Source organism: Sphingopyxis sp. YF1, from assembly GCF_022701295.1.
In the GTDB taxonomy this organism is placed as follows: Bacteria; Pseudomonadota; Alphaproteobacteria; order Sphingomonadales; family Sphingomonadaceae; genus Sphingopyxis.
Map to the genome: position 1 here is coordinate 2300097 of NZ_CP033204.1, position 25293 is coordinate 2325389.

Annotated in this window: 28 protein-coding genes; 11 read left to right on the top strand and 17 right to left on the bottom strand. The window is 67.1% G+C overall.

The window, feature by feature from the left end; translation table 11 throughout:
- Positions 1 to 104: 104 nt before the first annotated feature.
- Genes hemN through ccoN form a run of 10 tightly spaced genes read right to left on the bottom strand, consistent with a single transcriptional unit; the run spans position 105 to position 9434 of the window.
- On the bottom strand, positions 105 to 1433 hold the full coding sequence (gene hemN, locus EAO27_RS11165; protein ID WP_242769501.1) for an oxygen-independent coproporphyrinogen III oxidase: 1329 nt from the start codon (positions 1431 to 1433) through the stop codon (positions 105 to 107).
- Between the two features lie 58 nt (positions 1434 to 1491).
- On the bottom strand, positions 1492 to 1725 hold the full coding sequence (locus EAO27_RS11170) for a hypothetical protein (protein ID WP_242769504.1): 234 nt from the start codon (positions 1723 to 1725) through the stop codon (positions 1492 to 1494).
- Complete coding sequence (gene ccoS / locus EAO27_RS11175; protein WP_242769507.1) at positions 1722 to 1886, bottom strand: cbb3-type cytochrome oxidase assembly protein CcoS; 165 nt, start codon at positions 1884 to 1886, stop codon at positions 1722 to 1724. Before ccoS ends, EAO27_RS11170 begins: the two co-directional genes overlap by 4 nt.
- On the bottom strand, positions 1883 to 3994 hold the full coding sequence (locus EAO27_RS11180; RefSeq protein ID WP_242769510.1) for a heavy metal translocating P-type ATPase: 2112 nt from the start codon (positions 3992 to 3994) through the stop codon (positions 1883 to 1885). The genes ccoS and EAO27_RS11180 overlap by 4 nt, the downstream gene beginning before the upstream one ends.
- Complete coding sequence (locus EAO27_RS11185; RefSeq protein ID WP_242769514.1) at positions 3991 to 4461, bottom strand: FixH family protein; 471 nt, start codon at positions 4459 to 4461, stop codon at positions 3991 to 3993. Before EAO27_RS11185 ends, EAO27_RS11180 begins: the two co-directional genes overlap by 4 nt.
- The gene (gene ccoG / locus EAO27_RS11190) at positions 4458 to 5915 is read right to left on the bottom strand and encodes a cytochrome c oxidase accessory protein CcoG (RefSeq protein ID WP_242769517.1); all 1458 of its coding nucleotides are present in this window, start codon (positions 5913 to 5915) and stop codon (positions 4458 to 4460) included. Before ccoG ends, EAO27_RS11185 begins: the two co-directional genes overlap by 4 nt.
- On the bottom strand, positions 5902 to 6837 hold the full coding sequence (gene ccoP, locus EAO27_RS11195) for a cytochrome-c oxidase, cbb3-type subunit III (protein ID WP_242769520.1): 936 nt from the start codon (positions 6835 to 6837) through the stop codon (positions 5902 to 5904). The genes ccoG and ccoP overlap by 14 nt, the downstream gene beginning before the upstream one ends.
- A complete protein-coding gene (locus EAO27_RS11200; protein WP_242769523.1) occupies positions 6830 to 6988 on the bottom strand; it encodes a cbb3-type cytochrome c oxidase subunit 3 in 159 nt (52 codons plus the stop codon). The genes ccoP and EAO27_RS11200 overlap by 8 nt, the downstream gene beginning before the upstream one ends.
- Complete coding sequence (ccoO, locus tag EAO27_RS11205) at positions 6985 to 7764, bottom strand: cytochrome-c oxidase, cbb3-type subunit II (protein WP_242769526.1); 780 nt, start codon at positions 7762 to 7764, stop codon at positions 6985 to 6987. Before ccoO ends, EAO27_RS11200 begins: the two co-directional genes overlap by 4 nt.
- 11 nt (positions 7765 to 7775) lie before the next feature.
- Positions 7776 to 9434: a cytochrome-c oxidase, cbb3-type subunit I gene (ccoN, locus tag EAO27_RS11210; protein ID WP_242769528.1), complete on the bottom strand. Its 1659-nt coding sequence runs from the start codon at positions 9432 to 9434 to the stop codon at positions 7776 to 7778.
- Positions 9435 to 9605: 171 nt separating this feature from the next.
- Here ccoN and EAO27_RS11215 point away from each other — a divergent pair, with 171 nt between their 5' ends.
- Positions 9606 to 10274, top strand: coding sequence for an OmpW family outer membrane protein (locus EAO27_RS11215; RefSeq protein WP_242769530.1), 669 nt, complete (start codon positions 9606 to 9608; stop codon positions 10272 to 10274).
- A 27-nt stretch (positions 10275 to 10301) separates the two neighbouring features.
- Here the strand turns inward: EAO27_RS11215 and EAO27_RS11220 are convergent, their stop codons facing one another.
- Positions 10302 to 10991: a Crp/Fnr family transcriptional regulator gene (locus tag EAO27_RS11220; protein WP_242769532.1), complete on the bottom strand. Its 690-nt coding sequence runs from the start codon at positions 10989 to 10991 to the stop codon at positions 10302 to 10304.
- Positions 10992 to 11695: 704 nt separating this feature from the next.
- Here EAO27_RS11220 and EAO27_RS11225 point away from each other — a divergent pair.
- Positions 11696 to 12106, top strand: a complete 411-nt coding sequence (locus tag EAO27_RS11225; protein ID WP_242769534.1) for a hypothetical protein — start codon at positions 11696 to 11698, stop codon at positions 12104 to 12106.
- Between the two features lie 344 nt (positions 12107 to 12450).
- Here the strand turns inward: EAO27_RS11225 and EAO27_RS11230 are convergent, their stop codons facing one another.
- On the bottom strand, positions 12451 to 12783 hold the full coding sequence (locus EAO27_RS11230; protein ID WP_242769536.1) for a TrbC/VirB2 family protein: 333 nt from the start codon (positions 12781 to 12783) through the stop codon (positions 12451 to 12453).
- 225 nt (positions 12784 to 13008) lie between these two features.
- Here EAO27_RS11230 and EAO27_RS11235 point away from each other — a divergent pair, with 225 nt between their 5' ends.
- The 4 genes from EAO27_RS11235 (at position 13009) to leuA (ending at position 16663) form a co-directional block, all read left to right on the top strand.
- A complete protein-coding gene (locus EAO27_RS11235; protein WP_242769538.1) occupies positions 13009 to 13668 on the top strand; it encodes a YceI family protein in 660 nt (219 codons plus the stop codon).
- A gap of 90 nt (positions 13669 to 13758) precedes the next feature.
- Positions 13759 to 14145, top strand: a complete 387-nt coding sequence (locus tag EAO27_RS11240) for a hypothetical protein (protein ID WP_242769540.1) — start codon at positions 13759 to 13761, stop codon at positions 14143 to 14145.
- A 115-nt stretch (positions 14146 to 14260) separates the two neighbouring features.
- Positions 14261 to 14779 carry a rhodanese-like domain-containing protein gene (locus EAO27_RS11245; protein ID WP_242769542.1) on the top strand — a complete coding sequence of 173 codons (519 nt, stop codon included), beginning with the start codon at positions 14261 to 14263 and terminating at the stop codon, positions 14777 to 14779.
- A 225-nt stretch (positions 14780 to 15004) separates the two neighbouring features.
- A complete protein-coding gene (gene leuA, locus EAO27_RS11250) occupies positions 15005 to 16663 on the top strand; it encodes a 2-isopropylmalate synthase (RefSeq protein ID WP_242780572.1) in 1659 nt (552 codons plus the stop codon).
- A 146-nt stretch (positions 16664 to 16809) separates the two neighbouring features.
- Here leuA and EAO27_RS11255 read toward each other — a convergent pair whose 3' ends face one another.
- The 3 genes from EAO27_RS11255 to EAO27_RS11265 form a co-directional block, all read right to left on the bottom strand.
- On the bottom strand, positions 16810 to 17160 hold the full coding sequence (locus tag EAO27_RS11255) for a DUF559 domain-containing protein (RefSeq protein WP_242769544.1): 351 nt from the start codon (positions 17158 to 17160) through the stop codon (positions 16810 to 16812).
- Between the two features lie 396 nt (positions 17161 to 17556).
- Positions 17557 to 18498, bottom strand: a complete 942-nt coding sequence (locus EAO27_RS11260) for a hypothetical protein (RefSeq protein ID WP_242769546.1) — start codon at positions 18496 to 18498, stop codon at positions 17557 to 17559.
- Positions 18492 to 19031: a hypothetical protein gene (locus EAO27_RS11265; RefSeq protein ID WP_242769549.1), complete on the bottom strand. Its 540-nt coding sequence runs from the start codon at positions 19029 to 19031 to the stop codon at positions 18492 to 18494. Before EAO27_RS11265 ends, EAO27_RS11260 begins: the two co-directional genes overlap by 7 nt.
- Positions 19032 to 19272: 241 nt before the next feature.
- Here EAO27_RS11265 and EAO27_RS11270 point away from each other — a divergent pair, with 241 nt between their 5' ends.
- From EAO27_RS11270 to EAO27_RS11290, 5 genes are all read left to right on the top strand, one after another.
- Positions 19273 to 20379 carry a hypothetical protein gene (locus tag EAO27_RS11270; protein WP_242769552.1) on the top strand — a complete coding sequence of 369 codons (1107 nt, stop codon included), beginning with the start codon at positions 19273 to 19275 and terminating at the stop codon, positions 20377 to 20379.
- Positions 20380 to 20441: 62 nt separating this feature from the next.
- Positions 20442 to 22022, top strand: coding sequence for a bifunctional GNAT family N-acetyltransferase/carbon-nitrogen hydrolase family protein (locus EAO27_RS11275; protein WP_242769556.1), 1581 nt, complete (start codon positions 20442 to 20444; stop codon positions 22020 to 22022).
- A 13-nt stretch (positions 22023 to 22035) separates the two neighbouring features.
- Positions 22036 to 22353 (top strand): hypothetical protein, encoded by a 318-nt coding sequence (locus tag EAO27_RS11280; protein WP_242769558.1) that lies wholly within the window; start codon positions 22036 to 22038, stop codon positions 22351 to 22353.
- A gap of 33 nt (positions 22354 to 22386) precedes the next feature.
- Complete coding sequence (locus EAO27_RS11285) at positions 22387 to 22806, top strand: VOC family protein (RefSeq protein WP_242769561.1); 420 nt, start codon at positions 22387 to 22389, stop codon at positions 22804 to 22806.
- Positions 22807 to 22951: 145 nt separating this feature from the next.
- Complete coding sequence (locus tag EAO27_RS11290) at positions 22952 to 23923, top strand: nitronate monooxygenase family protein (protein WP_242769564.1); 972 nt, start codon at positions 22952 to 22954, stop codon at positions 23921 to 23923.
- On the opposite strand, the gene EAO27_RS11295 is transcribed toward EAO27_RS11290, so the two are convergent.
- Together EAO27_RS11295 and EAO27_RS11300 are read right to left on the bottom strand one after the other, a co-directional pair.
- Entirely contained in the window at positions 23902 to 24477 is a 576-nt protein-coding gene (locus tag EAO27_RS11295; protein ID WP_347567064.1) for an AHH domain-containing protein, read from the bottom strand. The two genes, EAO27_RS11290 and EAO27_RS11295, sit on opposite strands and share 22 nt — an antisense overlap.
- A complete protein-coding gene (locus EAO27_RS11300; protein WP_242769570.1) occupies positions 24443 to 25210 on the bottom strand; it encodes a hypothetical protein in 768 nt (255 codons plus the stop codon). Before EAO27_RS11300 ends, EAO27_RS11295 begins: the two co-directional genes overlap by 35 nt.
- Positions 25211 to 25293 lie beyond the last annotated feature (83 nt).

Genomic DNA, 25293 nt, shown 5'->3' on the forward strand with positions numbered 1-25293 from the left:
CTCATCACCGTAGCCCTGAGCCTGTCGAAGGGCCGCTCTTTCTTTGAACCGTGAAGAAAGGGATCGGCGACGCGTGCGCCAGAAGACTATCCCGCCAAGCCCCGCTATGCCGACAGCCCCATCGGCACCGCATCGGCGAACACGCTGCCGCGGACCGCATCGAACTGCGCCGCGATCAGCCGCGCGTAAGGCAGCGCATCGGCGCCGATCCGCAGCCTGTCGCCCTCCCATTCGAGCAGGTTCCGCGCCTCCAGCCCCGCCAGCGCGACACGCGCCGCTTCTGCCCAGCGGTGATCGAGGTCGGCTTGTCCGCGGCACAGCAGGTCGCGGATGATCGCGGCGCGGACGCGTTCCTCCTCGCCGACGCGCACCCCGCGGACCGCGGTCAGCCGTCCCTCGGCCACCAGCGCGCGATACGGACCCGCGCGCTTTTCGTTCTGGACCAGCAGGTCGGGGAATTTGCTGATCGCGCTGGCGCCGAAACCGATCAGAACCTCGGCGTCATCCTCGGTAAAGCCCTGGAAATTGCGGTTCACCCGCCCTTCGGCCGCGGCGGTCGCCAGCGGGTCGTCGGGCCGCGCGAAATGGTCGAAACCGACGGGGATATAGCCCGCCCCGGTCAACCGCCGATAGCCGAGCGCCGCCTGTTCGAACCGCAGCCGCTGGTCGGGCAGGTTCGTCGCGTCGATGCGCCGCTGGCGCGGCAGCATGTCGGGCAGGTGGGCGTATCCGAACAGCGCGATGCGGCTCGGCGCCAGCCGGATCGCCTCGTCGAGCGTCGCGTCGAGATCGTCGAGGCTCTGGTCGGGCAGCCCGTACATCAGGTCGAAATTGATCGCGTCGATCCCGCGCAGCCGCAGCGCCGCCATCGCCTGCTCGATATCGGCGAGCGGCTGGACGCGCCCGATCGCCGCCTGGATGTGCGGGGCAAAGGTCTGGACCCCCATGCTCACGCGCGTGACGTTCGACGCAGCAAGCACAAGCGCCCATTCGGCGGTAAAGCCGCGCGGGTCGATCTCGATCGAGATGTCGGGCCGGCTCGCGTCGAACACCGTCAGGATGCGGTCGAGCAGGCGCACGAATTCGACCGGCGCGATCGCGTTCGGGCTGCCGCCGCCGAACGCGATGCGCTGGACGCGGACGCGCCCGCCGAGCCGTTTCGCGACCAGCGCGATCTCGTCGCGCAGCGCGTCCAGATAATCGGTCAGCCGCTGCTTGCGCCCCGCCGCGCCGGTGTTGCACCCGCAATACCAGCAGATCTGCTCGCAATAGGGAATGTGGACATAGAGCGACACCGGCGTCGCCGCCTCCAGCCCGTCGAGCGCACGCGCATACTCCTCGGCCCCGACCGTTTCGGCGAACTCCATCGCGGTCGGATAACTGGTGTATCGCGGCACGGGCCGGGCGAGCAGATCGGGATGATAGGTCCACATATTATGTGGTTAGCCGCGCAAGGACGGCATGACATTGACCGGGATCAATGCTGCGCGATCAGCAGCAATCTCTTTTGCTGCCGTTCCCCTTGCCGCGCCGGTCGGTCATCGCGTGACAGGCCTTTGCGCATTCGCGCCGCTGCGCGGGGTCGGCGGGGTCGCCCGGTACCAGCATGCGTTCGGCGGCCGCGCCGCCGCAGGCCGGAATCGTCATCACATGCGCTTCGGCCGCAACCGGCGGCTGCATCAGCGTCGCGGCGGCGACCAGCAAGGGCCAGGGGCGGGCTGTCATGGCTTGCCCTTTTCCTCATCCTCTTCGTCTTCGACGAAGATGCGCAGCGCCGCGCCGTCGAGGTCGTCGAACTGCCCGCGGCGCAGCGACCAGACAAAGGCCCCGAGGCCCAGCAGCCCCAGCCCCAGCGCGATCGGGATCAGAAAGACCAGCCCGTTCATCGCAGCGCCCGCTTCAGCCGCAGCGCATTGCCGACGACGATCAGCGACGATCCCGACATCGCGATCGCGGCGACCAGCGGCGTCACCAGCCCCATGAAGGCCAGCGGGACGGCGATGATATTGTAGCAGATCGCGATGGCGAAATTCTGCTTCACCGTCCGCTGCGTCCGCCGGGCCATGCGGATCGCCTCGACCACCGGCATCATCCGGTCGCCCAGGAAGATGCAGTCGGCGGCATTCTTGCCGACGTCGCTCGCCGATCCCGGCGCCATCGACGCGTGCCCGGCGGCGAGCGCCGGCCCGTCGTTCAGCCCGTCGCCGATCATCAGCACCTTGTGGCCCTGCGCGGCACCGCGGGCGATCGCGGCGAGCTTGTCCTGCGGGCTCATCCCCGTCTGCGCGGTCAGCCCCAGTTCGCGCGCGACCGGGGCCACGGCTTCGGCGCGGTCGCCCGACAGGATCATCGGCGCGATCCCGGCGTCGCGCAGCGCGTCGATCGTCGCGCGCGCGTCGGGGCGCAGGCGATCGGCAAAGCGGATCGTCGCGACAGGAGTGCCGTCGATCGCCAGCTCGGTGGCGAGCGCGTCGCCCAGTTCGCCGCGCTGCGGCCGGCCGAGCGTCACGGTGCGCCCGCGCCACCGCGCCTCGACCCCGAAGCCCGGAGTCTCGCGGATCGCGTCGACCTCGGCCGCGCGCACTTCGGGCTGGAGGTTGTGCGTCAGCGCGTCGCTCAGCGGGTGGCGGCTCGCCTGCGCCAGCGCCAGGATCAGCGCGCGTGTGTCGGCGTCGATCGCGTCGAGCCCGATCGGCTCGGGCCGCCCCAGCGTCAGCGTTCCCGTCTTGTCGACGAATACATGGTCGACCTCGGACAGGCGTTCGAGCGCCGAACCGTCCTTGATCAGCACCCCGCGCCGCATCAGCTCGCCCGCCGCGACGATCTGCGACGCCGGCACCGCCAGGCCCAGCGCGCAGGGGCAGGTGATGATCAGCACCGCGGCGGCGATCAGCAGGCTGTGGTGCCACCCCGCCCCCGCGATCATCCAGCCGGCGAAGGCGGTCAGCGCGAGCAGGTGCACCGCGGGCGCGTAGAGCCGCGCCGCGCGGTCGGCAAAGCGGACGTAGCGCGACTTGCCCTGCGCCGCCTCGCCCATCAGCCGTGCGATGTCGGCGAGCGCGGTATCGGGGCCGGCTGCCGTCACGCGCACGCGGATCGGCGCGTCGAGGTTGAGCGTCCCCGCATGCACCCGCGCGTCGGCGTGGACCGCCTGCGGCGCGCTCTCGCCGGTGAGCAGCGACAGGTCGATGCGGCTCGCCCCGCCGACGACGATGCCGTCGGCCGCCAGCCGTTCGCCCGCCGCGACGATCATCACCATCTCGGGCGCCAGCGCCGCCGCGTCGACCCAGCGGCTGCGCCCGTCGGCCTCGACGACCATCGCGCCATGCCCCATGTTGCGCAGCAACTGCGTCACCCCGCCGCGCGCGCGGTCGCGCATCACGCTGTCAAGCGCGCGCCCGCACAAAAGGAAGAAGAGCAGCATCACCGCGCCGTCGAAATAGGCGTGCGCGCTGCTCATCGCGGTTTCGTAGAGGCTGATCGCGCACACCAGCGCGACCCCGATGCTGATCGGCACGTCCATGTTGGTCCGCCCGTGGCGCAGCGCGCGCCACGCCGAGCGGAAGAAGGGCCGCCCCGAAAAGGCGACGGTGGGCAGCGTGATCGCCGCCGACAGCCAGTGGAACAGGTCGCGCGTCGCCCCCGTCGCCCCCGACCACACCGACACCGACAGCAGCATCACGTTCATCATCGCAAAGCCCGCGACGCCGAGCGCGAGCAGCAGTTCGCGGCTCGTCTCGGCCTCGGGATCGCCCTCGCCCGGCTCGTCGCCGATCGGATAGGCCTCGAACCCCAGCGTCGAAAAGGCGCCGATCAGGTCGGGCAGGTCGGTGTCGGGCAGGAAGGACAGGTGGACGCGCTTTTCGGTGAAGTTCACCCGCGCCGCCGCGATGCGCCCGTCGCGCACCAGCCCCTGCTCGAGCTTGGCGATGCACCCCACACAGCGCATCGCGGGCACCGCAAAGTCGCGTTCGATCAGCGCCGCGGCGGTCATTGCAGCTCGGTCCGGTAATGCGCGGTGTCGGTGCCGTGCCGCACGCTGAGGTCGATCCGCCAGCGCCCCGCGGGCAGCGGCGCCGCCGAGCGCAGGCTGCCGTCGGGCGCCGCGACGAAGCGCACCGGCACCGGCGCGGCGCGGCCGAGCGGATGGTTGAGCGTCGCGGTCACCGCCAGCCCGGTCAGCGCCGCGCCGTCCTTGCGCACCGCCAGCCGGACGTGGCGGTCGGGATCGACGCCGATCACCTGCTCCCAGCCCAGCCGTTCCTGCGCCTCGGCGCGCTCCAGCCATTCGTTATAATGCTGGCTGGCGACATAGCTGTTCTCGACCACCTTGCCGCCAAAGGTCGTCACCGCAAAGCGCGCCATCACCAGGTTGACGATGATGACGACCCCGAAAAAGGCGATCAGGATCATCGCCATGTGCCGCCCGGTAAAGGGCTTGCCCGCCTTGTCGTCGCTCATTGTCCCGTCTCCGGCCGGTCGAACTGGATGGTGTCGCTGTCGCCGTGCGGGTCGCCGTCGAGCCCGCGCGTCGCGATCGTGAAGTCCTGCCGCGCCGGCCCGTCGCCGGGCGCCGCGATGAACAGCTTGACGCTGGTGACGCTGTCGGGCGCCAGTTGCATTTCGATCCGCTGTCCGGCGCGTTCGCGCGATCCGGCCTCGGACCAGGCGACCGCCCCGTCGAGCCCGCTGATCACGATCTCGACCCGCCGCGGCCGCGTTTCCATGTTGCGCAGCTTCAGCGTGTAATTGTTGCGGATATGGCCGTCGGACAGCTGGACATAGAGCGGGCTGCGCTCGTGCTGGACCGCAAGGTCGAGCCGCGTCCGCTGCCCCAGCGAAAACAGCATCGCGACGCCGATCGCCGCCCACAGGCCGAAATAGATCAGCGTGCGCGGCCGCAGCAGCGTCTTGCGGACCGGCTGCGCCGACCCGCCCGCCTTTTCGAGCGTCGCATCGTCGAGCGTGCAATAATCGATCAGCCCGCGCGGCCGCCCGACCTGCGCCATCACCCCGTCGCACGCGTCGATGCACAGCGCACAGGTGATACAGCCGATCTGCGGTCCCTCGCGGATGTCGATCCCGGTCGGGCACACCGCGACGCACTGGTTGCAATCGATGCAGTCGCCAAAGGCGCCGGGCTTCTTCTCGGCGGTCTTGACGCTTGCGCGCGGCTCGCCGCGCCAGTCCTTGTACGTCACCAGCAGCGATTTTTCGTCCATCATCGCGGTCTGGATGCGCGGCCAGGGACACATATAGATGCACACCTGCTCGCGCAGGAAACCGCCGAGCAGAAAGGTCGTCGCGGTCAGGATCGCAACCGTGGCATAGGCGATCGGCGCCGCCTGCCCGGTCCAAAAATCGACTGTCAGCGTCGGCGCATCGGCGAAATACATGATCCATGCGCCGCCGGTCCAGAAGGCGATGGTCAGGTAGATCGCATATTTCAGCGTCCGCTTGGCGACCTTCTCGGCGGTCCACGGCCCGTTGGCGAGGCGGATCTGCGCGTTGCGGTCGCCGTCGACCAGCCGGTCGACATGCTGGAACAGGTCGGTCCACACCGTTTGCGGGCAGGCATAGCCGCACCAGGCGCGGCCGACCGCGCTGGTGACGACGAACAGCCCGATCCCCGCCATGATGAGCAGGCCCGCGACATAATAGAATTCATGCGGCCAGATCTCGATCTGGAACATGTAGAAGCGGCGGTTGGCGAGGTCGACCAGCACCGCCTGGTCGGGGGCATAGGGGCCGCGGTCCCAGCGGATCCACGGCGTCCCGTAATAGATCGCCAGCGTGACCGCCATGATCACCCATTTGAAGCGGCGGAAAGGGCCGTTTACCGCCTTGGGGTAAACGCCCTTCCGCGCTTCGTAGAGCGACGAGGATGGTCCGGCGAGATTCTCAGGGCTGGCCATCGGCTCCCGTCGCTTTCTGTTCAACTCCGACCGCGACTGCGGGCGTCTGCTCGCCGCCACCGAGCGAATAGACATAGGCGGACAGCATCTTGATCGTCACCGGGTCGAGCCGGTTGTTCCAGCGCGGCATCACGCCGTTGCGCGGCTGGTGGATCGTCGCGGCCAGGCTGTCGCGATCGCCGCCGTACAGCCAGATCGCATCGGTCAGCTTGGGCGCGCCGACCTTGCGGTCGCCCTCGCCCGCCGGGCCGTGGCACACCGCGCAGTTGGCAGCGAACAGCGCCGCGCCGCGCGTCGACGACGCGCTCGGCTTTTCCTGCCGGCTGATCACCCGGACGTGGCTGACCACGTCGTTGACCTGCGCCGCATCGAGGATGCCGTCGCGGCCGAAGGCGGGCATCAGGCTGGTGCGCGTCTCCTTGTGGTCGGGGTTCCGGATGCCGTGCGTCACCGTATATTCGATGTTCGCCAGGTCGCCGCCCCACAGCCAGTCGTCGTCGGTCAGGCTGGGATAGAGGGTCTTCACCCCCGCACCGCCCGCGCCATGGCACTGGACGCAATGCACCTTGAACGCCGCATTGCCGCCCTGCACCGCCGCCTGCATCAGTTCGGGCTTGCCCGGCAGGTCGACGATCGCGGTTGCCGCGATCGCGTTGACCACCGGCGCGCGCCGCTTGGCGTCGGCCGCCATTTCCTCGGCCAGCTGGCTGCGGCTGGTCCAGCCGAGCACGCCCTTGGTCGCGCTGTTGACCAGCGGCCAGGCCGGATAGAGGATGACATAGACGACGCCCCAGACGATCGTGGCATAGAGGGTCCACAGCCACCAGCGCGGCATCGGGTTGTCGAGTTCCTCGATCCCGTCCCATTCATGTCCGACCGTGCTGATTCCGGTCACTTCATCGATACGTTTTTTGTCAGCCATGGTCGTCTTCCTTGAAGATCATGTTCGCGGCGTCCTCGTTGCGCTGACGCGCACCCTTGCGGAACGGCCAGGCGACGAAGATCAGAAACATGATCGCCATGCCGAGGAGTCCCCAGCTGTCGGCGAAATGGCGCAGGTCGTTATAGCTCACGGCGCCTTCCCCGACTGGACGGCGGGGGCGTCGCCCTGTTCCTGCGGCGCCGCCTTTTCGACGTCGACCAGCGTGCCGAGCATCTGGAGATAGGCGATCAGCGCGTCCATTTCGGTGATCCGCGCCGGATTGCCGTCGAAATCGCGCACCTGCGCCTTCGGGTAGCGCTTCTGCAGGTCGGCCGCGCCGCCGGCGTCGGGATCGGCCTGCGCCTTCACATCGTCGTTCGCCGCGGCGATCGCTTCCTTGCTGTACGGCACGCCGACCCGCGACAGGGCGGTCAGGTCGCTGCGCATGTCGCCCATGTCGAGGTCGCGGTCGGCGAGGAAGGCATAGCCGGGCATGATCGAATCGGGCACGACGCTGCGCGGGTCGATCAGATGCGCCTTGTGCCATTCGTCCGAATAGCGGCCGCCGACGCGCGCCAGGTCGGGCCCGGTGCGCTTCGACCCCCATTGGAACGGATGGTCGTACATGCTTTCCGCCGCCAGACTGTAATGGCCATAGCGCTCGACCTCGTCGCGGAACGGACGGATCATCTGGCTGTGGCAGGTGTAGCAGCCCTCGCGGATATAGACGTTCCGGCCCGCCAGCTCGAGCGGGGTATAGGGTCGCATGCCGTCGACCTTCTCCACCGTGTTGTCGATCCAGAACAGCGGCGCGATCTCGATGATGCTGCCGATGACCACCGCGATCAGGGCAAGAAAGCCCAGCAGGCTGACGTTGCGCTCGATACGCTTGTGGCTGAAGCGCTTTTCGGCTTTTTCACTGGCCATTATCTGGCTCCTTATTCGGCGGGGACGGGCGCGAGCGGGCGGTCCGCTGCGGCATTGTGCGGCGTCTCGGTCATCGGCCGTTCCTCGCGGACGCGGCCCGCGATCGTCGCCCAGACGTTGTAGATCATGACCAGGAACCCGGCGAGGTAGAGCGCCCCGCCCGCGGCCCGGATGATGTACATCGGGTGCATCGCAGCGACGGTCTCAACGAAGCTGTAGACCAGATAGCCGTCGGCCCCATATTCGCGCCACATCAGGCCCTGCATGATGCCGGCGACCCACATCGCGGCGGCGTAGAACACGATCCCCACCGTCGCGAGCCAGAAGTGCCAGTTGACCATGCGCAGGCTGTAGAGGCGCTTCTTGCCCCACAGGCGCGGCACCAGATAATAGACCGCGGCAAAGATGATCATGCCGTTCCAGCCCAGCGCGCCGGCGTGGACGTGGCCGATCGTCCAGTCGGTGTAGTGCGACAGGCTGTTCACCGCCTTGATCGACAGCATCGGACCTTCAAAGGTCGCCATGCCGTAAAAGGCCATCGCCATCACCATCATGCGGATGATCGGGTCGGTGCGGATCTTGTCCCACGCGCCGTTCAGCGTCATCAGACCGTTGATCATGCCGCCCCAGCTCGGCATCCACAGGACGATCGAGAAGACCATGCCCAGCGTCTGCGCCCAGTCGGGCAGCGCGGTATAGTGAAGGTGGTGCGGACCCGCCCAGATATAGAGGAAGATCAGCGACCAGAAGTGGAGGATCGACAGGCGATAGCTGTAGATCGGGCGTTCGGCCTGCTTGGGCACGAAATAATACATCATCGCCAGGAAGGGCACGGTCAGGAAGAAGGCGACCGCATTGTGCCCGTACCACCATTGGGTCAGCGCATCCTGCACCCCGGCAAAGGCCGAATAGCTCTTCGAACCGACGATGCTCACCGGAATCGACAGGTTGTTGACGATGTGGAGCATCGCGATGGTGATGATGAAGCTCAGGTAGAACCAGTTGGCGACATAGATGTGCGGCTCGCGGCGCTTGACCAGCGTGCCCGCGAACACCGCCAGATAGGCGACCCAGACGATCGTCAGCCACAGGTCGACATGCCATTCGGGTTCGGCATATTCCTTGCTCTGCGTCATGCCCATCAGATAGCCGGTCGCGGCGAGCACGATGAAAAGCTGGTACCCCCAGAAGACGAAGCGCGCGAGCGTCGGGAACGCCAGCCGCGCACGGCAGGTGCGCTGGACGACGTAAAAGCTGCTCGCGATCAGCGCGTTGCCGCCAAAGGCAAAGATCACCGCCGACGTGTGCAGCGGCCTGAGCCGCCCGAAGGTCGTATATTCGAGGTTGAGGTTGAGCACCGGAAAGGCAAGCTGCAACGCGATGATCAGTCCGACGGCAAGGCCCGCAAGCCCCCAGAAGACCGTCGCGATCACGCCCCAGCGGACCGGATCGTCGTCATAGACGCCCTCGTCGGCCGGCATCTTGAACAGGCCGCGCGCCATGCCCGCATAGTCGGCGCGCGAGACGGTCGCCCACAGCATGGCGAAGCAGGCGACCGCGACGATGCCCATATGCACCGCAAAGGGCGCATCGACCGCCAACGCCGCCATCACCAGCGCGAGAAAGGCCAGCGCCAGCCAGCCTCCCGCCTTCATTACCAGACTGTCCATTTTCCCTGTCTCCGCTGGGCGCGGCGCATTGTGCCGCGCGGATCAAAACCGCCCTTGGCCCCTAAGCCTCGGACAAACATTGATCGGGATCAAGGAACTTCTTGCGCCGCGTCAATGCGCGCCCGTCGCGCCCGTCGCAAAAGCCGCTCCGTCAACCAAGGAGCCAATAGCATGACGAAATATCTCCCCCTGATCGCCCTCGCCGCCGCGCTGGCGGTGCCCGGTCAGGCCGCGGCCAAGCAGGGTGACGTGCAATTCAAGCTGCTCGGCACGCTCGTCGCGCCCGACGGCAAGATCAAGGACGTCGAACTCGACGCGATCGGCCTGCCCGCGGGCAGCCAGGCAAAGGCGAACGACAATGTCGTGCCGACCGTCGCGGTCGAATATTATCTCACCGACGCGCTCTCGATCGAAACCATCGCCGGGGTGACCCAGCACGACGTCGATGGCCGCGGCGCGCTCGCCGGCGCCGAACTCGTGTCCGATGCCAAGATCGTCCCCGCGACGCTGACGCTCAAATATCATTTCGGCAAGGAAGGCGGCATCCAGCCCTATGTCGGCGCGGGCCCCAGCTATTTCATCTTCATCGACGAAAAGCCCGGCGCGACGACGCGGACGCTCGGCGCGACGCGGCAAAAGATGAACGACACCTTCGGCGTCGCGCTCCAGGCGGGGGTCGACGTGCCCGTCAACGACAAGGGGCTGTCGGTGACCTTCGACGCCAAGCGCTATTTCCTGCGCCCGACCGCGCGCTGGTTCGCCGGCAATACCGAAGTGCTGCGCACCAAACACCGCCTCGACCCGTGGGTGATCAGCGCGGGCGTCGGCTTCCGTTTCTAGCCTCCCAACTGGCGCCGGCGGTCGGTTCTAGCCTGCCAGTTCTTCCATCGCCGCGCGGTCGTTGATCACGATCTCGCGGCGCGAGGGCAGGTCGAGGACGCCGTCGGCGCGCATTTTGGTGAGCTGGCGGCTCGTCGTCTCGATCGTCAGTCCCAGGATATCGGCGATCTGCTGGCGGCCGAAGGGCAGCTCGAACGCCGCGTTCCGGCCGCCCTCGCACCCTTGCCCCGACAATCGCTCGGACATTTCGAGCAGGAAGGACGCGACCTTCTCCGACGCCGACTTGCGGCCGAGCAGCATCATCCAGTGCCGCGCGCGATCGAGCTCGTCGAGCGTGCGGCGAAGCAGTTTCTGCTGCAGATCGGGGTGCGTGCTCGCAAAATCGTCGAACGCGTTGCGATTGAAAATACACACTTCCGCGTCGGTCATGGCTGTAACGCTGTAAGGGCTCTCCCGCCCAAAAGGCCGCCCAATAAAATCCGACGGAAAAACGATGCCGACGATCTGCTCGCGTCCGTCGGCGGTCGACACGACCAGCTTGAGGACGCCGGTCAGGACGTTGGCAACGACGGGTGCCCCGTCGCCTTCCCACAACAATGTCTGTCCCTGCCGTACTTTCTGGCGACGCCCCATCTTTCCCAGCGCCGCCAGTTCGGCGGCGTCGAGGCTGGCACAAATCGCGCGGTTGCGAACGACACAGGTTGCACAATCAGTCACCCGGCCGCCCTACAGGAGCCGTTCGCTTTTGGGAAGGCCGCCGACCATTCCTCCCGGGCGCGCGAGTTGGTTCATCCGGTGCGCGGTGCTCCTCTCGCCATGTTGAGCGGGAGCGGCCCGGTCACGTGCCACTCGAAATGGGTCAGATCATATCGGCTCATGGAGAGCCTGAATCATTGAAGGTGATCAATGTCAGCCTTCTGTCAGGCTGGCTTTACGTAGCGCTGCCGCCTCGCCGTCGCTGCGCGACAGGGAGGGTTGGAAGAATACGACCGGTTGCTGACATAGATCCTACCTGTGGCGAAGCCATGGGGAGGGGGACCGCTCGCGCAGCGAGTGGTGGAGGGGCCGAAAGACCCTGCGACGCCTGACGGCGTCGGCCCCTCCGTCAGCGGCTGACGCCGCTGCCACCTCCCCATCGCTACGCGACAGGGAGGAGCGGGGTCGCTTCGACCCGCTACGCGCCTGTCTTTCATCGTCACCCCGGACCTGATCCGGGGTCCATGACTTCGACGCTGCCATGGATCCCGGATCAAGTCTGGGATGACGAAGTCAGGAGACGAGTCCGCTTCCCACCCCGACCCCGACATTGCCACGCCGGCCCTCCCCCGCCGGGACCGCTCTCGCGTCGTCAGTTCGGCTCCCGTTCATCTTTCACCCCTAAAGCTCGGCGACAGGGACGGGGATCGAGGGAATATGCGCCGATGACGAACCCGACCCGCCTGCTGCTCGCGCCCTTCGCGGCGCTCGCCTTTGCCGCGCCGGCGGCGGCGCAGGTCGAGGATCTCGCGCAAAGCTCGCGCCCGCCCGACCGCTTTTCGATCCTTATCGCCTATGGCGACGAACCCTGCCCCGAGGCCGAGGGCGACGAAATCATCGTCTGCGCGCGCCGCCCCGAATCCGACCGCTATCGCGTCCCCGTCGAGCTGCGCGAGGAGCTCAAGGACGATGCCCCCGCGGGCGGCGGCAGCTGGGCCTCGGCGGTCGAGGCGCACGACGACGTCGCGCGCCTCGGGCGCCCGAACAGCTGCTCGGTCGTCGGCTCCTACGGCTTCTCCGGCTGCACCAGCGCGATGCTGCGTCAATGGTTCGCCGAACGCCGCCAGTCGCGCTGAAGCGCGCCCGCGGCCGGATCGCCCGGCCTGCGCGCATCCCGCGCGATCCGTACAATCCCCGGACGCCTTTGCCCGATCATGCCGAACGGGGCATGCGGAACGCGCGCCATCCCATGGAGCAGCGTGCGTTACATATGAACCATTCGCCCTGAGCTTGTCGAAGCGTTGAACGAGTCACGTGCCTCGTTCAACCCTGAGCGCCTGCCTTGGCAGGCAGTCGAAGGGGGCCGTCCTTTGTTTCAACGGTGAAGGAAGAAGAACGGTGGCAGGCCTGCGGCCGCCTTCGGCCCGACAGGCTCGGCACAAACGGGCTCGGGCATGATGCGAATTTAACGCACCCCGCGCTAACGGATCAGCGATGCCCCGGCATAGGGGTCGCGCGGCTGCTGCGGCGGCGGTGCCGGGGTCGGCGCCATCGGCGCCGCGGCGGCGGCCAGCCGCTCATCCTCGCCGCCCGCCGCCCATTGCACGAATGCGCCCGCCAGCGCGGGCGCCGCAAAGACGATGAAGCAACCGAGGATCACCGCCGCCCCGCGGCGCACGTCGATCCGGCCCGCGAGCATCGAGAAGCCGACCCCGGCGATCGCGATCGTCGCGACCCCGGTCGCGATCGATCCGGTCGCGACCCCGGCGACCCACGCGCCCGCGGCGGCGATGGCGCTCGACTCGCTGATCATGGCCGGGGCGGGGTGACGAACATGGGCGGCAGCCTAGCCTGCTTTGCGCGGGGCGGTAAGGGCCGAAGGCGTTTGCCGCTCCGCAGCCTGCCCCGCCGCATGCGCGCCAAGCGGAAACGCAGCGTTTCCACCCTGCGCCGCGCCGGACGTCCGCGATCCATTGACGCCGCGCCCCTCGCCGCCCTAGCCTGCGCCGCCGTTCCCCTTTGCACGGAGTTTTCCCGCATGCGCCTCGCCCGTCCCCGCATCCGCCCCCTCGCCATCCTCGCCGCGCCGATCCTCGTCATCGCCGCCGTCCCCGTCATCGCGCAGAACAGCGGCCCTCCGGGCGCCCCCGACCGGGCGCGCGTCGCCGCGGGCACCTACGCCGCCGACCCCGGCCACACGATGGTGGTGTGGGAGGTCGACCATTTTGGCTTCAGCAAATATTCGGGCATCTTCGGCGACGTCACCGGGACGCTCGCGATCGATCCCGCGAACCTCGCCGCGGCGCGGCTCGACGTGACGATCCCGGTCGCCAAGGTCACCACCGCCAGCGCCGGCCTCACCGCCCACCTGCTGCGCGCGGGCAAGGACGGCGGCAAGCCCGACTTCTTCGGCGCCGCCCCCGCCGACGCCAAATTCGTCTCGACCAAAATCGTCCTCGACGACGACGGCGACGAGGCGAAGGTGACGGGCAACCTCACCCTCAACGGCGTCACCAAACCGGTCACGCTCGACGTCGATTTCCACGGCGCGGGCACCAACCCCTACAACAAGAAGGCGACCGTCGGCTTCCAGGCCGAGGGCAAGATCAAGCGCAGCGATTTCGGCATCACCTTCGGCATTCCCGCGGTCAGCGACGAGGTCGAGCTCGAAATCCACGCCGCCTTCGAAAAACAGTAGGCGCGCGCACAGCTGTCACACGCGCCGCGTAGGATCGGGGCGGGGCCGGCGACGGCGCCCGCCCCTTTTCTTTCGCGAGGAGTGCGTGCGATGAGCGAACTGGTGCGTGAAATCGTCGAACTGAGTGCCTTCGTCGGCGGCGACGAGGAAAGCCCCCTGCTGACCGTCGAGGCCGAGGGCCTCGCCCCCACCGCGGGCTGGGCAAAGGTGCGGCTCGAACCGCACGTCCATGTCACCCCGCCCGAGGACGGCTATCAGGATTTCGACCTCGTCGGCGACCGTCCCTCCGACCCCGCCGCCGAAACCCCCGCGCCCGTCGAGGCCGTGTGGGAAGGCCCGCTCGAGGAGTGGGTGGTCGGCGTGCGCGTCCACGCGATCGACAATATGATCGAGGACGAGATTTTCGAGTTCGACGACGAAGACGAAGACGAGGGTGAGGACGAAGGCGAAGGCGAAGGTGAGGCAGAGGCCGCCTGACCGGTCCGGCGGGTCCGGCGCCGCGCCGGTCCCGCCGCCACCGCCGCGGCGCGAAAGTTCATCGCAGGGCCATGTTCGCGCGCCTATCCTCGCGGGCCTCGACGGGAGGATTATCATGCGCGCTGCCCTGCTCTCCATCCTCATGCTCGTCGCGGCCCCCGCGCTCGCGCAAGGCCCGCTCGTCCAAAGCGCGCCCGCGCCCGGCAATACCCAGATCGACTATCCCGGCTTCCAGGCGCTCACCGCCAGCGTCGCGCCGCGGCGCGCCGAACGGCTGCTCGGCTTCGCCGCCTTCAAGGCCGCCGCGGCCGAGCCCGGCACGCTCCTCCTCGACGCGCGCTCGCGCGACGCCTTCGCGCGCGGGCATATCGCGGGCGCGGTCAACCTGCCGCTCACCGATTTCACCGCGGACAGTCTCGCGGCGGTGATCGGCGCCGATCCGAACCGCCGCATCCTCATCTATTGCAACAATAATTTCTCGAACCACACCAGCCCGGTGCCGCTCAAATCGGCGCCGCTCGCGCTCAATATCCAGACCTTCATCAACCTCGCCGGCTATGGCTATGCCAACGTCCACGAACTCGCCGACGTCGTCGATTTCACCGACCCGCAGGTCGGGTGGGTGGCGGGCTGATCGCCCCCGCCTTCCCGGTCCGCGTGCGCAATTTTCGCACTCACCCCTTGCCAAGCGCGCCATTTTCAACCAATAGCCTGCGCATGCGCGGCAACGCCCTCCTTCTTCTGCGACTTACACGCCCTTGGGCGTGACCTTCGGCCTGCGCTAGTCGCCGGCCAACGCGCCCAAGGGCCCGACCGACAGCAGACCGAAACCCACAGCAGAAGAAGTTTTCCCATGACCATGCTCCGCGACCCGTCCGCGAAATATTCCGCCTTTCCGCAGGTTCCGCTGGCGAACCGCGAATGGCCCGGCCGCGTCACCACGCGCGCGCCGATCTGGCTCTCGACCGACCTGCGCGACGGCAACCAGTCGCTGATCGACCCGATGGACGCCGAGAAGAAGACGCGCTTCTTCGACCTGCTCGTCAAATGCGGGCTCAAGGAGATCGAGGTCGGCTTCCCCGCCAGCGGCGCGACCGATTTCGACTGGATCCAGGGCCTCGTCCGCTCGGGGCGCATCCCCGACGACGTCACCCCGCAGGTGCTGACGCAGAGCCGCGCCGACCTGATCCGCACCAGCTTCGACAGCCTCGCCGGCGCGAAAACCGCGATCGTCCACGTCTACAACGCCGTCGCCCCCGCGTGGCGCAAGATCGTGTTCGGCATGGAAAAGCCCGAGATCAAGGCGATCGCGGTCGAGGGCGCGAAGCAGCTGCGCGACAATGCCGCGCGCCTGCCCGGCACCGACTGGCGCTTCCAGTACAGCCCCGAATGCTTCTCCTCGACCGAGCTCGATTTCAGCATCGAATGCTGCGCCGCGGTGATGGAGATTTTGCAGCCGACCGCGGCAAACCCGATCATCCTCAACCTGCCCGCGACGGTCGAGGCGGCGACCCCGAACATCTACGCCGACCAGATCGAATATTTCGGCAAGAACCTGCCGAACCGCGACGCCGCGATCCTGAGCCTGCACACGCACAACGACCGCGGCACCGGCGTCGCGGCGGCCGAACTCGGCCTGCTCGCGGGCGCCGACCGCGTCGAGGGCTGCCTGTTCGGCAATGGCGAGCGCACGGGCAACACCTGCCTCGTCACCGTCGCGCTCAACATGTACACGCAGGGCGTCGACCCCGAGCTCGATTTCTCGAACATCGACGAGGTCATCCAGACGGTCGAATATTGCAACAACATCCCCGTCCACCCGCGCCATCCCTATGGCGGCGACCTCGTCTACACCGCTTTCTCGGGCAGCCACCAGGACGCGATCAAGAAGGGCTTCGCCGCGCGCGAACGCCAGAATGACGAAAAATGGGAGGTTCCCTACCTGCCGATCGACCCCGCCGATCTGGGGCGCAGCTACGAAGCGGTGATCCGCGTCAACAGCCAGTCGGGCAAGGGCGGCGTCGCGTGGGTGCTCGAACAGGACAAGGGGCTGAAACTGCCCAAGAAAATGCAGGCGAGCTTCAGCCACGTCGTCCAGGCGCTCGCCGACGAGACGAGCCGCGAGCTCGCCGCCGACGACATCTGGCAGGCGTTCGAGGCCACCTATCTCGCGACCGAAGCCCGGCGCTTCCAGCTCGTCGACTGGTCCGAAACGCACAGCGGCGCCGACCGCATCTTCGCGGGCAAGCTCACCATCGACGGCACGCCGCGCAGCGTCAGCGGCCGCGGCAACGGCCTGATGTCGAGCGTCATCGCCGCCTTGAGCGAAAGCGGCGGCCCCGTGATGGACATCGTCGATTACAGCGAGCACGCGATCGGCCAGGGCAGCAATGTGCAGGCCGCGGCCTATGTCGAATGCCGCACCGCCGACGGCAAGAGCCTGTTCGGCTGCGGCCTCGACACCGACGTCGCGACCGCGAGCGTGCGGGCGATCCTCAGCGCCGCCAACGGCGCGTAGAAGTCCGCCCCTCCACCGCTTCGCGGTCCCCCCTCCCCATGCCTGCGGCACAGGGAGGAACAAGCGATGCGAAGCGAGCCGAAATCCTCCCTGTTGCGAAGCAATGGGGAGGGGGACCGCGCCCGAAGGGCGTGGTGGAGGGCCCCCTAGCGCGACGCCAAAATCACCCGAACCAACCCATCGACAACAGCGTCAACATCCCTCAACACGTCGACAGCCGCCACCCGCACCACGACAAACCCCTGCCCCCTGAGCCCGTCATCGCGCCCAGCATCCCGTTCCGCCCGGGCATCGTGCGCCAACCCGTCCACCTCGACGATCATCCGCGCATCGACCGCATAAAAATCCGCCGCATAGGCACCCACCGGATGCTGCCGCCGAAACTTCACCCCGCAAGGCCGCAAGCGCAACCGCTGCCATAAAAGCACTTCAGGCGGCGACATAACCCGCCGCAACCCGCGCGCCATCTTGACGGTATCCTTGGAAGTCTGCCGCACCCCAACCTCCCACTCCAATCCTCCCCGTGGCCGAAAGGCCATGGGGAGGTGGCAGCCGCAAAGCGGCTGACGGAGGGGCAAAGAACGCAACGCCGCCGCCCCTCCACGGCCTCCGGCGGTCCCCCTCCCCATGCCTACGGCACAGGGAGGAATACCGAAAGCCGAACCACCCCCATTCCGGACAAGCCCCCCCAATCCTCCCTGTCGCGAAGCGATGGGGGAGTCGCAGACGGCGCGCAGCGCCAGCGGGACCGCTCGCAAAGCGAGTGGTGGAGGGGCGAGTATCGAAACGCCGCCTTACGATCTGCGAGGACATTTCAGTCGGGCCGGAGCCTTGATACCGACGTCGCAACCGCGAATGTACCGGCAATCCTAAGTCCGGCGAATTGGGCGGAATTAGAGTCGAACCAGATCAATAAGTACGCGCGACACGGACGAATGACGTCCGTCCGGATGATTGACCGTCTTAGTGCGGATAGTTGCGCGCCAACGGCCACCAGCTATGAGGCCTTCTCTTTCAATGCGCTCCAAATAGTCAGCACTGAGGTTAGGCGCCACACGTCCTTGCAACAATTCGCCATCGTCGCCGCGTCTAAACTCAAATCTGCGCTGGACAGGAACTAGCCCAAGAAGTTCGCCTTCACTCACCTCATCCAGCTCTTCGACATCAACCCGAGACACGCGATCGAACGCTCGTTCGACGCTCACAACGTCCAGTTTCAATTCGCGCCGATCTTCCGCAACTCGCAGGGTCGACCGAGCGCGATGGAGCGTACTAACGAAACGTTTGAGTGTCTGAAAAATCCGAATATCGAGTTCATCAAGCCTCGCCTCGAATTGCTGGCCGTCGACATCTGCAACTTGGGTGAGCAAGTCGGTGACGGAGCGCACTGCCTTCTGAGCAGCAGATTCAAACATGCCCAATTGAGCGCCATTGTCTTCTTGAAGAATGAAACCGAATGAGCCGTGGACAAGGCCGGTCACGTTCATACGCGCTTGCTGGTGAATTTGGTCGGGCAACCGGCCTCGCTCAGCTAGCTGCCCTCCCTCTACAGCAACATGCTTTGCGACCAACTCTTGATAATCTTGCAATGCTCGCCCAGCAAAGTCCGCCTCAATCGCTGACGAACCACGGACAGGTTCACCATCAAATACGAGTGCGACTTGAGCCACGTGCAGCTCCTGCCCCTCGGCCTCTGCCAACTCCGCTTCCAAGATAGCAAGCCGCTTCTGCAAAGACCGGGAACCCAAAGGATCCCGCCCGCCCGAATGCTCCAGCATGCTGCGAAGTGTGGCAATCTCGCTTCGGAGAGCGTTGCGATGGATCTTTGTTACCATCCCGCCGCCTCTATCTCTTCCAAAGCCTCAGTCGCAATTTGATCATCGCACTGAATGTCCAGTTGGACCAGCCCCTTCCAGCGGAAGGTATCTCGTTGGTGACTAAACAGGCCAAACCAATAGGCTGTCTGCTCGGAAATCATCCGCTGGGGAATGTCTAGATCGATGAAGTACGAATCGCAGGAATAGGTTACCTTACAATGTGCCTGATCCAGCAGGGTATCCCCGTGCTGATCGAGAAAAGCTAACCAATCTTGTTCCGCAGCATGTGCGACAGGTCTATGGACAACCGAAACGACATCAACGTCGCCCGGTGGTCGACCGTTCACCTGCTCGCAAGCTTCGACGAAGCTTCCGTCAATCCACTGAAACCCTTCAACAAACCCGATCTGACGCAGTCCCTCTCTGTACTCCAAAAAGCCACGCAGGATCGCAGCTCGCTCCGGAGAGGTAGCGAAACGAACAACAAACTCCGACATTGTCGATTGGTACGGCGAACGCGGCGCGAATTGCCCAACAACATCTTCATCCATGAATGGAGGCAAAACACTGCCTAGCCCAAATTCTGGGATCATTTCGACTGCACCCTAGCCCCTCCCCAAATTGCACAGGCTGTCGCTAGACTTTATATAGTCAACAAATTTCACAAAGGTAACTAAAATTACAGCCGATATGGCGCAAAGGAAGCCGCTTCAAACTCCAAAATCTCCCTTTCCTAATTTTCACCCATATGGTTTATTCTTCCAGTTTCACCTTACCAAAAGTAACGACTCGATGGAAAACCTTCCTCCCGATCCCGCCGACATTCCCGCCCCCGCCAGCTATCACTGGACGCCGCGGCTCCAGCGCGAGTTTCTGGAGAGTTTCGCCACCACCGGGTCGGTGAAGATTTCGGCCGCGCGCGTCGGCATGTCGCCCGCCGCCGTCTATCAGCTCAAACAGCGGCCGCAGGGCGCAGCGTTCAAGCTCGGTTGCGCCGCGGCGGTGCTGATCGCGCGCGGGCGGCTGGTCGACGAACTGCTCGACCGCGCGATCTGGGGGCATGACGAGATGACCACCGTGATGCGCGAGGAGGACCGCAGCCTCTACAAACGCCGCCGCATCGACAGCCGCCTCGGCCTCGCGATGCTCGCGCGTCTCGACCGCATGGTCGAGACGCGCGCGCCCGAAAAAGGAGAATGGCCGGGCGAGGCGATGCTGGCGCAGCTCGTCGCCGGCGACTGGCCGGGTTTCCTGTCGCTGTTCGACGCGGCCGAGGCCGCACGCGCCGCCGGGGCCGCGCACGCAACCGCCCGCCCTGGCGAAGACGCGCCCGGCCTCCCCGACGACGGCGCGCCCGACCACGCGCCCGACTGCCCCGGCACCGCGCGCGTCGACGACGCATCCGCGGGCGGGATGGCCGCCGCGCTCGCGCTCTGGCTCGCGGGGTGCGACAACCGGGCGAACCCGCTCGCGACGCTGTGGAAGGACAGCGCGATCGCGAATGAAGTTGCGCAGTTTTCCGCCGTTTCCGACCCGGATCCGCACCCCGGACCGCAGGCCGAGCCGACCCCCGAGGAAGAGGCCGCCGCGATGACCGTCTGGTACGACGAGGAGCAGGGCGAATGGCGCACCAATTTCCCGCCGCCCGACGATTATCTGGGCGACGAAGAGGGGCGCTTCGGCGAGGAGGAGTATGAGCGCACGCTCGACCCCGACGAGGAGGAAGCGTGGGACGCGGCGCACGCGCGCGCCTGCGCGCCGCTGCGCCGCGCGGGCGAGGCCGCGCGCCGCGCCTTCTTCGCGCTCCCCGACCCCGCCAACGACCCCGCGGCGCCCGGTGCCTCCGGCGCGTCCGGTGCGGGGGCGGGCCGCGCAGGGCCGCGCACCGCGACGGGCTGACGGGCTGGCGTCGTCCGTCCCCGCGGTTGGACAGGCGGCGGCGCGGCGATTATGCCGGGGCGATGGACTCCACTGCCCCCAAGCTCGTCATCCGCCATTCGGAAACGCGCGACGCCGCCGCGATCGCGCGCCTCACCGCCAAGGTCTACGGCCGCGCCGAGGCCTATTCGGCGGCGCAGATCCGCGGCCAGATCAACAATTTCCCCGAGGGCCAGTTCCTCGCCGAATATGAAGGGGTGATCGTCGGTTTCTGCGCCACGCTCATCGTGTCCGAAGCGGTCGCGCTCGCCGACCATCGCTGGACCGCGATCAGCGGCGGCGGCTTCGGCACCGCGCACGACGCCGACGGCGACATCCTCTACGGCATGGAGGTGTGCGTCGACCCCGATTACCGGCGGCTGCGCATCGGCCAGCGCTTCTACCGCAAGCGGCAGGAGCTGTGCCAGGCGCTCGAGCTCAAGGGCATCGCCTTTGGCGGGCGCATGCCGGGCTATGCGCGCCGCCGCCGCAAATATCCCGATCCCGAGGCCTATCTGGCCGCGGTGCTCGACAAGCAACTGCGCGATCCGGTGATCAATTTCCAGATCAACCAGGGGTTCCAGGCGCGCGGCGTGCTCCACGACTATCTGCCCACCGACCATGAAAGCGGCGGGCATGCGGTGCTGATGCTGTGGGACAATCCGCTCGCCCCGCCGGCGCGCGACGCCGGGGCGCGGGCGCGCGGCACCGCCCCCGACCGCCTCCCCGCCTCGGTCCGCGTCGCGACGGTGCAGTTCCAGATGCGCGGCATCGACCGCATCGAACAGTTCGAGGAGCAGGTCGAATATTTCGTCGACGTCGCCGCCGATTACGGCAGCGATTTCGTGACCTTCCCCGAACTCTACACGCTCGAACTGCTGTCGATCGAAAAGAACAAGCTGCCCCCCGAACAGGCGATCCAGAAGATCGCCGATTACACCGACCGCTACGTCGCCTTCATGGAAAAGCTCGCGGTCAGCTACAATATCAACATCGTCGGCGGCTCGCACCCGACGCGGGTCGAGGGCGGCGACATCCGCAACATCGCCTATGTCTTCCTCCGCGACGGGTCGGTGCACACGCAGGAGAAGCTCCACCCGACCCCGTCCGAACGCCGCTGGTGGAACATCAAGGGCGGCTATGGCGCCGACGCGATCAACACCGATTGCGGGCCGATCGGGGTGATGATCTGCTACGACAGCGAGTTTCCCGAACTCGCCCGCCACCTCGTCAACCAGGGCGCGATGATGCTCTTCGTCCCCTTCTGCACCGACGAGCGCCGCGGCTATCTCCGCGTCCGCTATTGCTGCCACGCCCGCGCGGTCGAAAATCAATGCTATGTCGTCACCTCGGGGGTCGTCGGCAACCTGCCCAATGTCGAGAATATGGACATCCACTATGCCGAAAGCGCGATCCTGACCCCGTCGGACTTCGCCTTTGCCCGCGACGGCGTCGCCGCCGACACCGCGCCGAACACCGAGACGATCGCGATCGCCGATCTGAGCCTCGCCGACCTGCTCACCAGCCGCCAGAGCGGCGCGGTGCAGAATCTGCGCGACCGGCGCTTCGACCTCTACCGCGTCGACTGGAAGGACGCACAGGGGCCCGGGATCGGGTCGCGCTAGGAAAGGAAAAGCCATGCTGACCGCCGCACTCGCCGCCACGCTCGCACTGGCCCAGCCGCCCGCTCTCAACTTCGATCCGGCGCGCGTCGCCGCGGCGCAGGCCAATTACGAGGCGCTGATGACCGGCCGCAAGCATGTCCGCCAGCTCAGCCGGCAGGAACTCGGCGACGTGCTCGCGGTCGCCGAGGCGCTCGAGCGTGGCCGCCGGACCGGCACCCGTTCCGAACACTGCGCCGCCGACGAGCGCAAGCGCCTCGGCGGCGCGCCGAGCGCGCTCGAGGCGCGGGTGATCGACCTCAAGTGCCGCGAACCGGGCGAACCGCTGAACTGAGCGAGCAAAACTGAGCGAGCAAGGAGCCGCATCATGACCCGTCCCCCCTTCGCGCTGCGCGGTATCGACCATGTCGTGCTGCGCGTCGTCGACCTCGGCGCGATGCAGGCCTTCTACCGCGACGTGCTCGGCTGCACCGACGAACGCGACCAGGCCGAAATCGGCCTGTTCCAGCTGCGCGCCGGCGCATCGCTGATCGACCTCGTCGCCGTCGACGGTCCGCTCGGCGCCGCCGGCGGGGCGCCGCCCGGCGCCGAAGGCCGCAACCTCGACCATTTCGCGCTCGCCATCGACGCCTTCGACGACGCCGCGATCCGCGCCCACCTCGCCGCGCACGGCATCGCGGTCGAACAGGCGGGCCCGCGCTACGGCGCCGAAGGCGAAGGCCCCTCGATCTACATCCGCGATCCCGAGGGCAATGTCGTCGAGATCAAGGGGCCACCCACGGCGTAGGTCCTTCGTCCCGTCCCGGAACGCGCATCGCAGTGCCGCTTGCACCGGCATGCCCCCTCCCAAAAGCGCGCAGCGACACCCCCCTTGCCTCGCTTTCCGTTTACGTTAAGGTTAGTTGCATATCGCAACCAGAGAGACTGATTCCATGGCCCTTCCCCCGATCTTCGACCGCCTGCGCCTGCCCGTCATCGGCTCGCCCCTGTTCATCGTCTCGGGGCCCGAACTCGTCATCGCCCAGTGCAAGGCGGGCGTCGTCGGCAGCTTCCCGGCGCTCAACGCCCGGCCGCAATCGCTGCTCGACGAATGGCTGCACCAGATCACCGAAGAACTTGCGGCGTGGGATCGCGACAATCCCGACCGCCTGTCGGCGCCCTTCGCGGTCAACCAGATCGTCCACAAGTCGAACGACCGGCTCGAAGCCGACATCGCAACCTGCGAGAAGTGGAAGGTGCCGATCACGATCACCTCGCTCGGCGCCCGCGAGGAACTCAACCAGGCGGTGCACGGCTGGGGCGGCATCACCCTCCACGACGTCATCGACGACCGTTTCGCTCGCAAGGCGGTCGAAAAGGGCGCCGACGGCCTGATCCCCGTCGCCGCGGGTGCGGGCGGCCACGCCGGCGTCCAGTCGCCCTTCGCGCTGGTGCAGGAAATCCGCGAATGGTTCGACGGCCCGGTCGCCTTGTCGGGCGCGATCGGCCACGGCCGCTCGATCCTCGCCGCGCAGGCGTGCGGCGCCGACCTCGCCTATATGGGAAGCGCCTTCATCGCGACGGCGGAAGCGAACGCCGATCCGGGTTACAAGAACGGCATCGTCGAGGGCCGCGCCGCCGACATCGTCTATTCGAACCTCTTCACCGGGGTGCACGGCAATTATCTGCGCGGTTCGATCGCCGCGGCGGGCATGGACCCCGACAATCTGCCCGAGGGAGACTTGAAGACGATGAACTTCGGCTCGGGGGGCAACACCAAGGCCAAGGCGTGGAAGGACATCTGGGGCTCGGGCCAGGGAATCAGCCCGGTCCGCTCGGTGCTCCCGGTCGCCGACTTCGTCGCCGAACTCGAAGCGCAATATCGCGACGCCTATGCCGAACTTCAGGCGAAGGTCCGGCTGTAGGTGGCGCCCGCGCGCTCGTCTCCGCCGAACAACCGCTCGATCGCATTGTCGAGATAGGGCCGGTCGAGGAACAGTCGCATCGGGTCGCGCCGGTTGAGCCAGAAACGCAGGCCATGCCGGTCGGTGAGCGATCGCCGCAGCGTGTCCTGCAGCAGACGCAGGCGCATGACAGCGGTCCGGCGAGCGGCGCGGCAATCGCCGCCGGCAGCACCCGAAAAATCGACCCGGATCCGCTCGACGCGCGCCGTCACCACATCGCTATACGCCCGGTGCGGCCCGCGATGGAGCGCATGGCCCGACTGCAGCGCCAGCCGCTCGTCACCCGGAAGCGCGAGTCCGTTGAGTTCGAAACGGTGCAGCGCGAAACCCTCTGCGCCCAGTTGATCAAACATCGCGACCATCTGCGGCCGGGCAAGGAGGGCAACCGGGATCAGGTGGTGCCGCTGATACCCCGTCGCCGCACCGACCGTTCCGCGCCAGCGCTGCCCTGACCGGCCGGAGCAGGAGCGCTGTGGCACGTCAACCGTCGCGGCGGAACGCGACCCGCACCGCACCGGGCGCGCCTTCGCTTCCGGGGCGCGGCGTCATCGCCACCCATTCGCCGGCTTCGAGCCCCGGCGCCTGCTGGGCCTGACGGATCGGCCCATGGAGCATGATGTCGAGCGCGACCCGTGCGAGCCGCCGGACCATCGCCGCCATGTCCCACCCCGGCGGGATCGCTGCTTCAACCTCCTGCCCGGCAAAGGCGGCCAGCCCTCGCGTCGCCACGGCTGCCCTGCCCGCCACGTCCAGGCGACGAAAGGCGACGAGGTGCAGCACGGGCGGCATCCCGCTCGCCTCCATCTCGGCAACCGCGCGCCGGAACGCTCCCGCCTCGCTCCACAGCCGTGCAGGTGCCCAGAAGAGATGCACCGCACCGAGCAGATCGATCAGCAGCACCATCATCTGCGCCAGTCGATAGAGCGCCTGCCCTCCCGCGTCGTTTTCGCCCTCGGGACAGATGCCCCAACATGCGTCGCGCCACTGCGGGTCCAGTGCAGCGCCAAGCACGCTGGTGCTGCGGGCTTGCGGATCGGCCAGTGTCGTCCAGTCGGGCCCCGCGTGCGCCATCAGGACCTGCAACGAGCCAAGGCGCAGACGGAACGCCCCCGGATCCCCGGCAAGCGCTTCGGGTTGTAACCCCATGTGACGCAGCGCGGTTTCTACATCGACCGGCCGTGCAGAGGCGACAAGCAGCGCAAACGGACGGTCCTCAGGCATCGGGCTGTCGCGATTGCCGCCGTTCATCTCGTCAGGCTCCGCTGCTCATTTCGGCTTCCCGCTGCTTCGCAAGATCGCCGCGGCGCTTCAAGTCGCCACGCGACCGATGC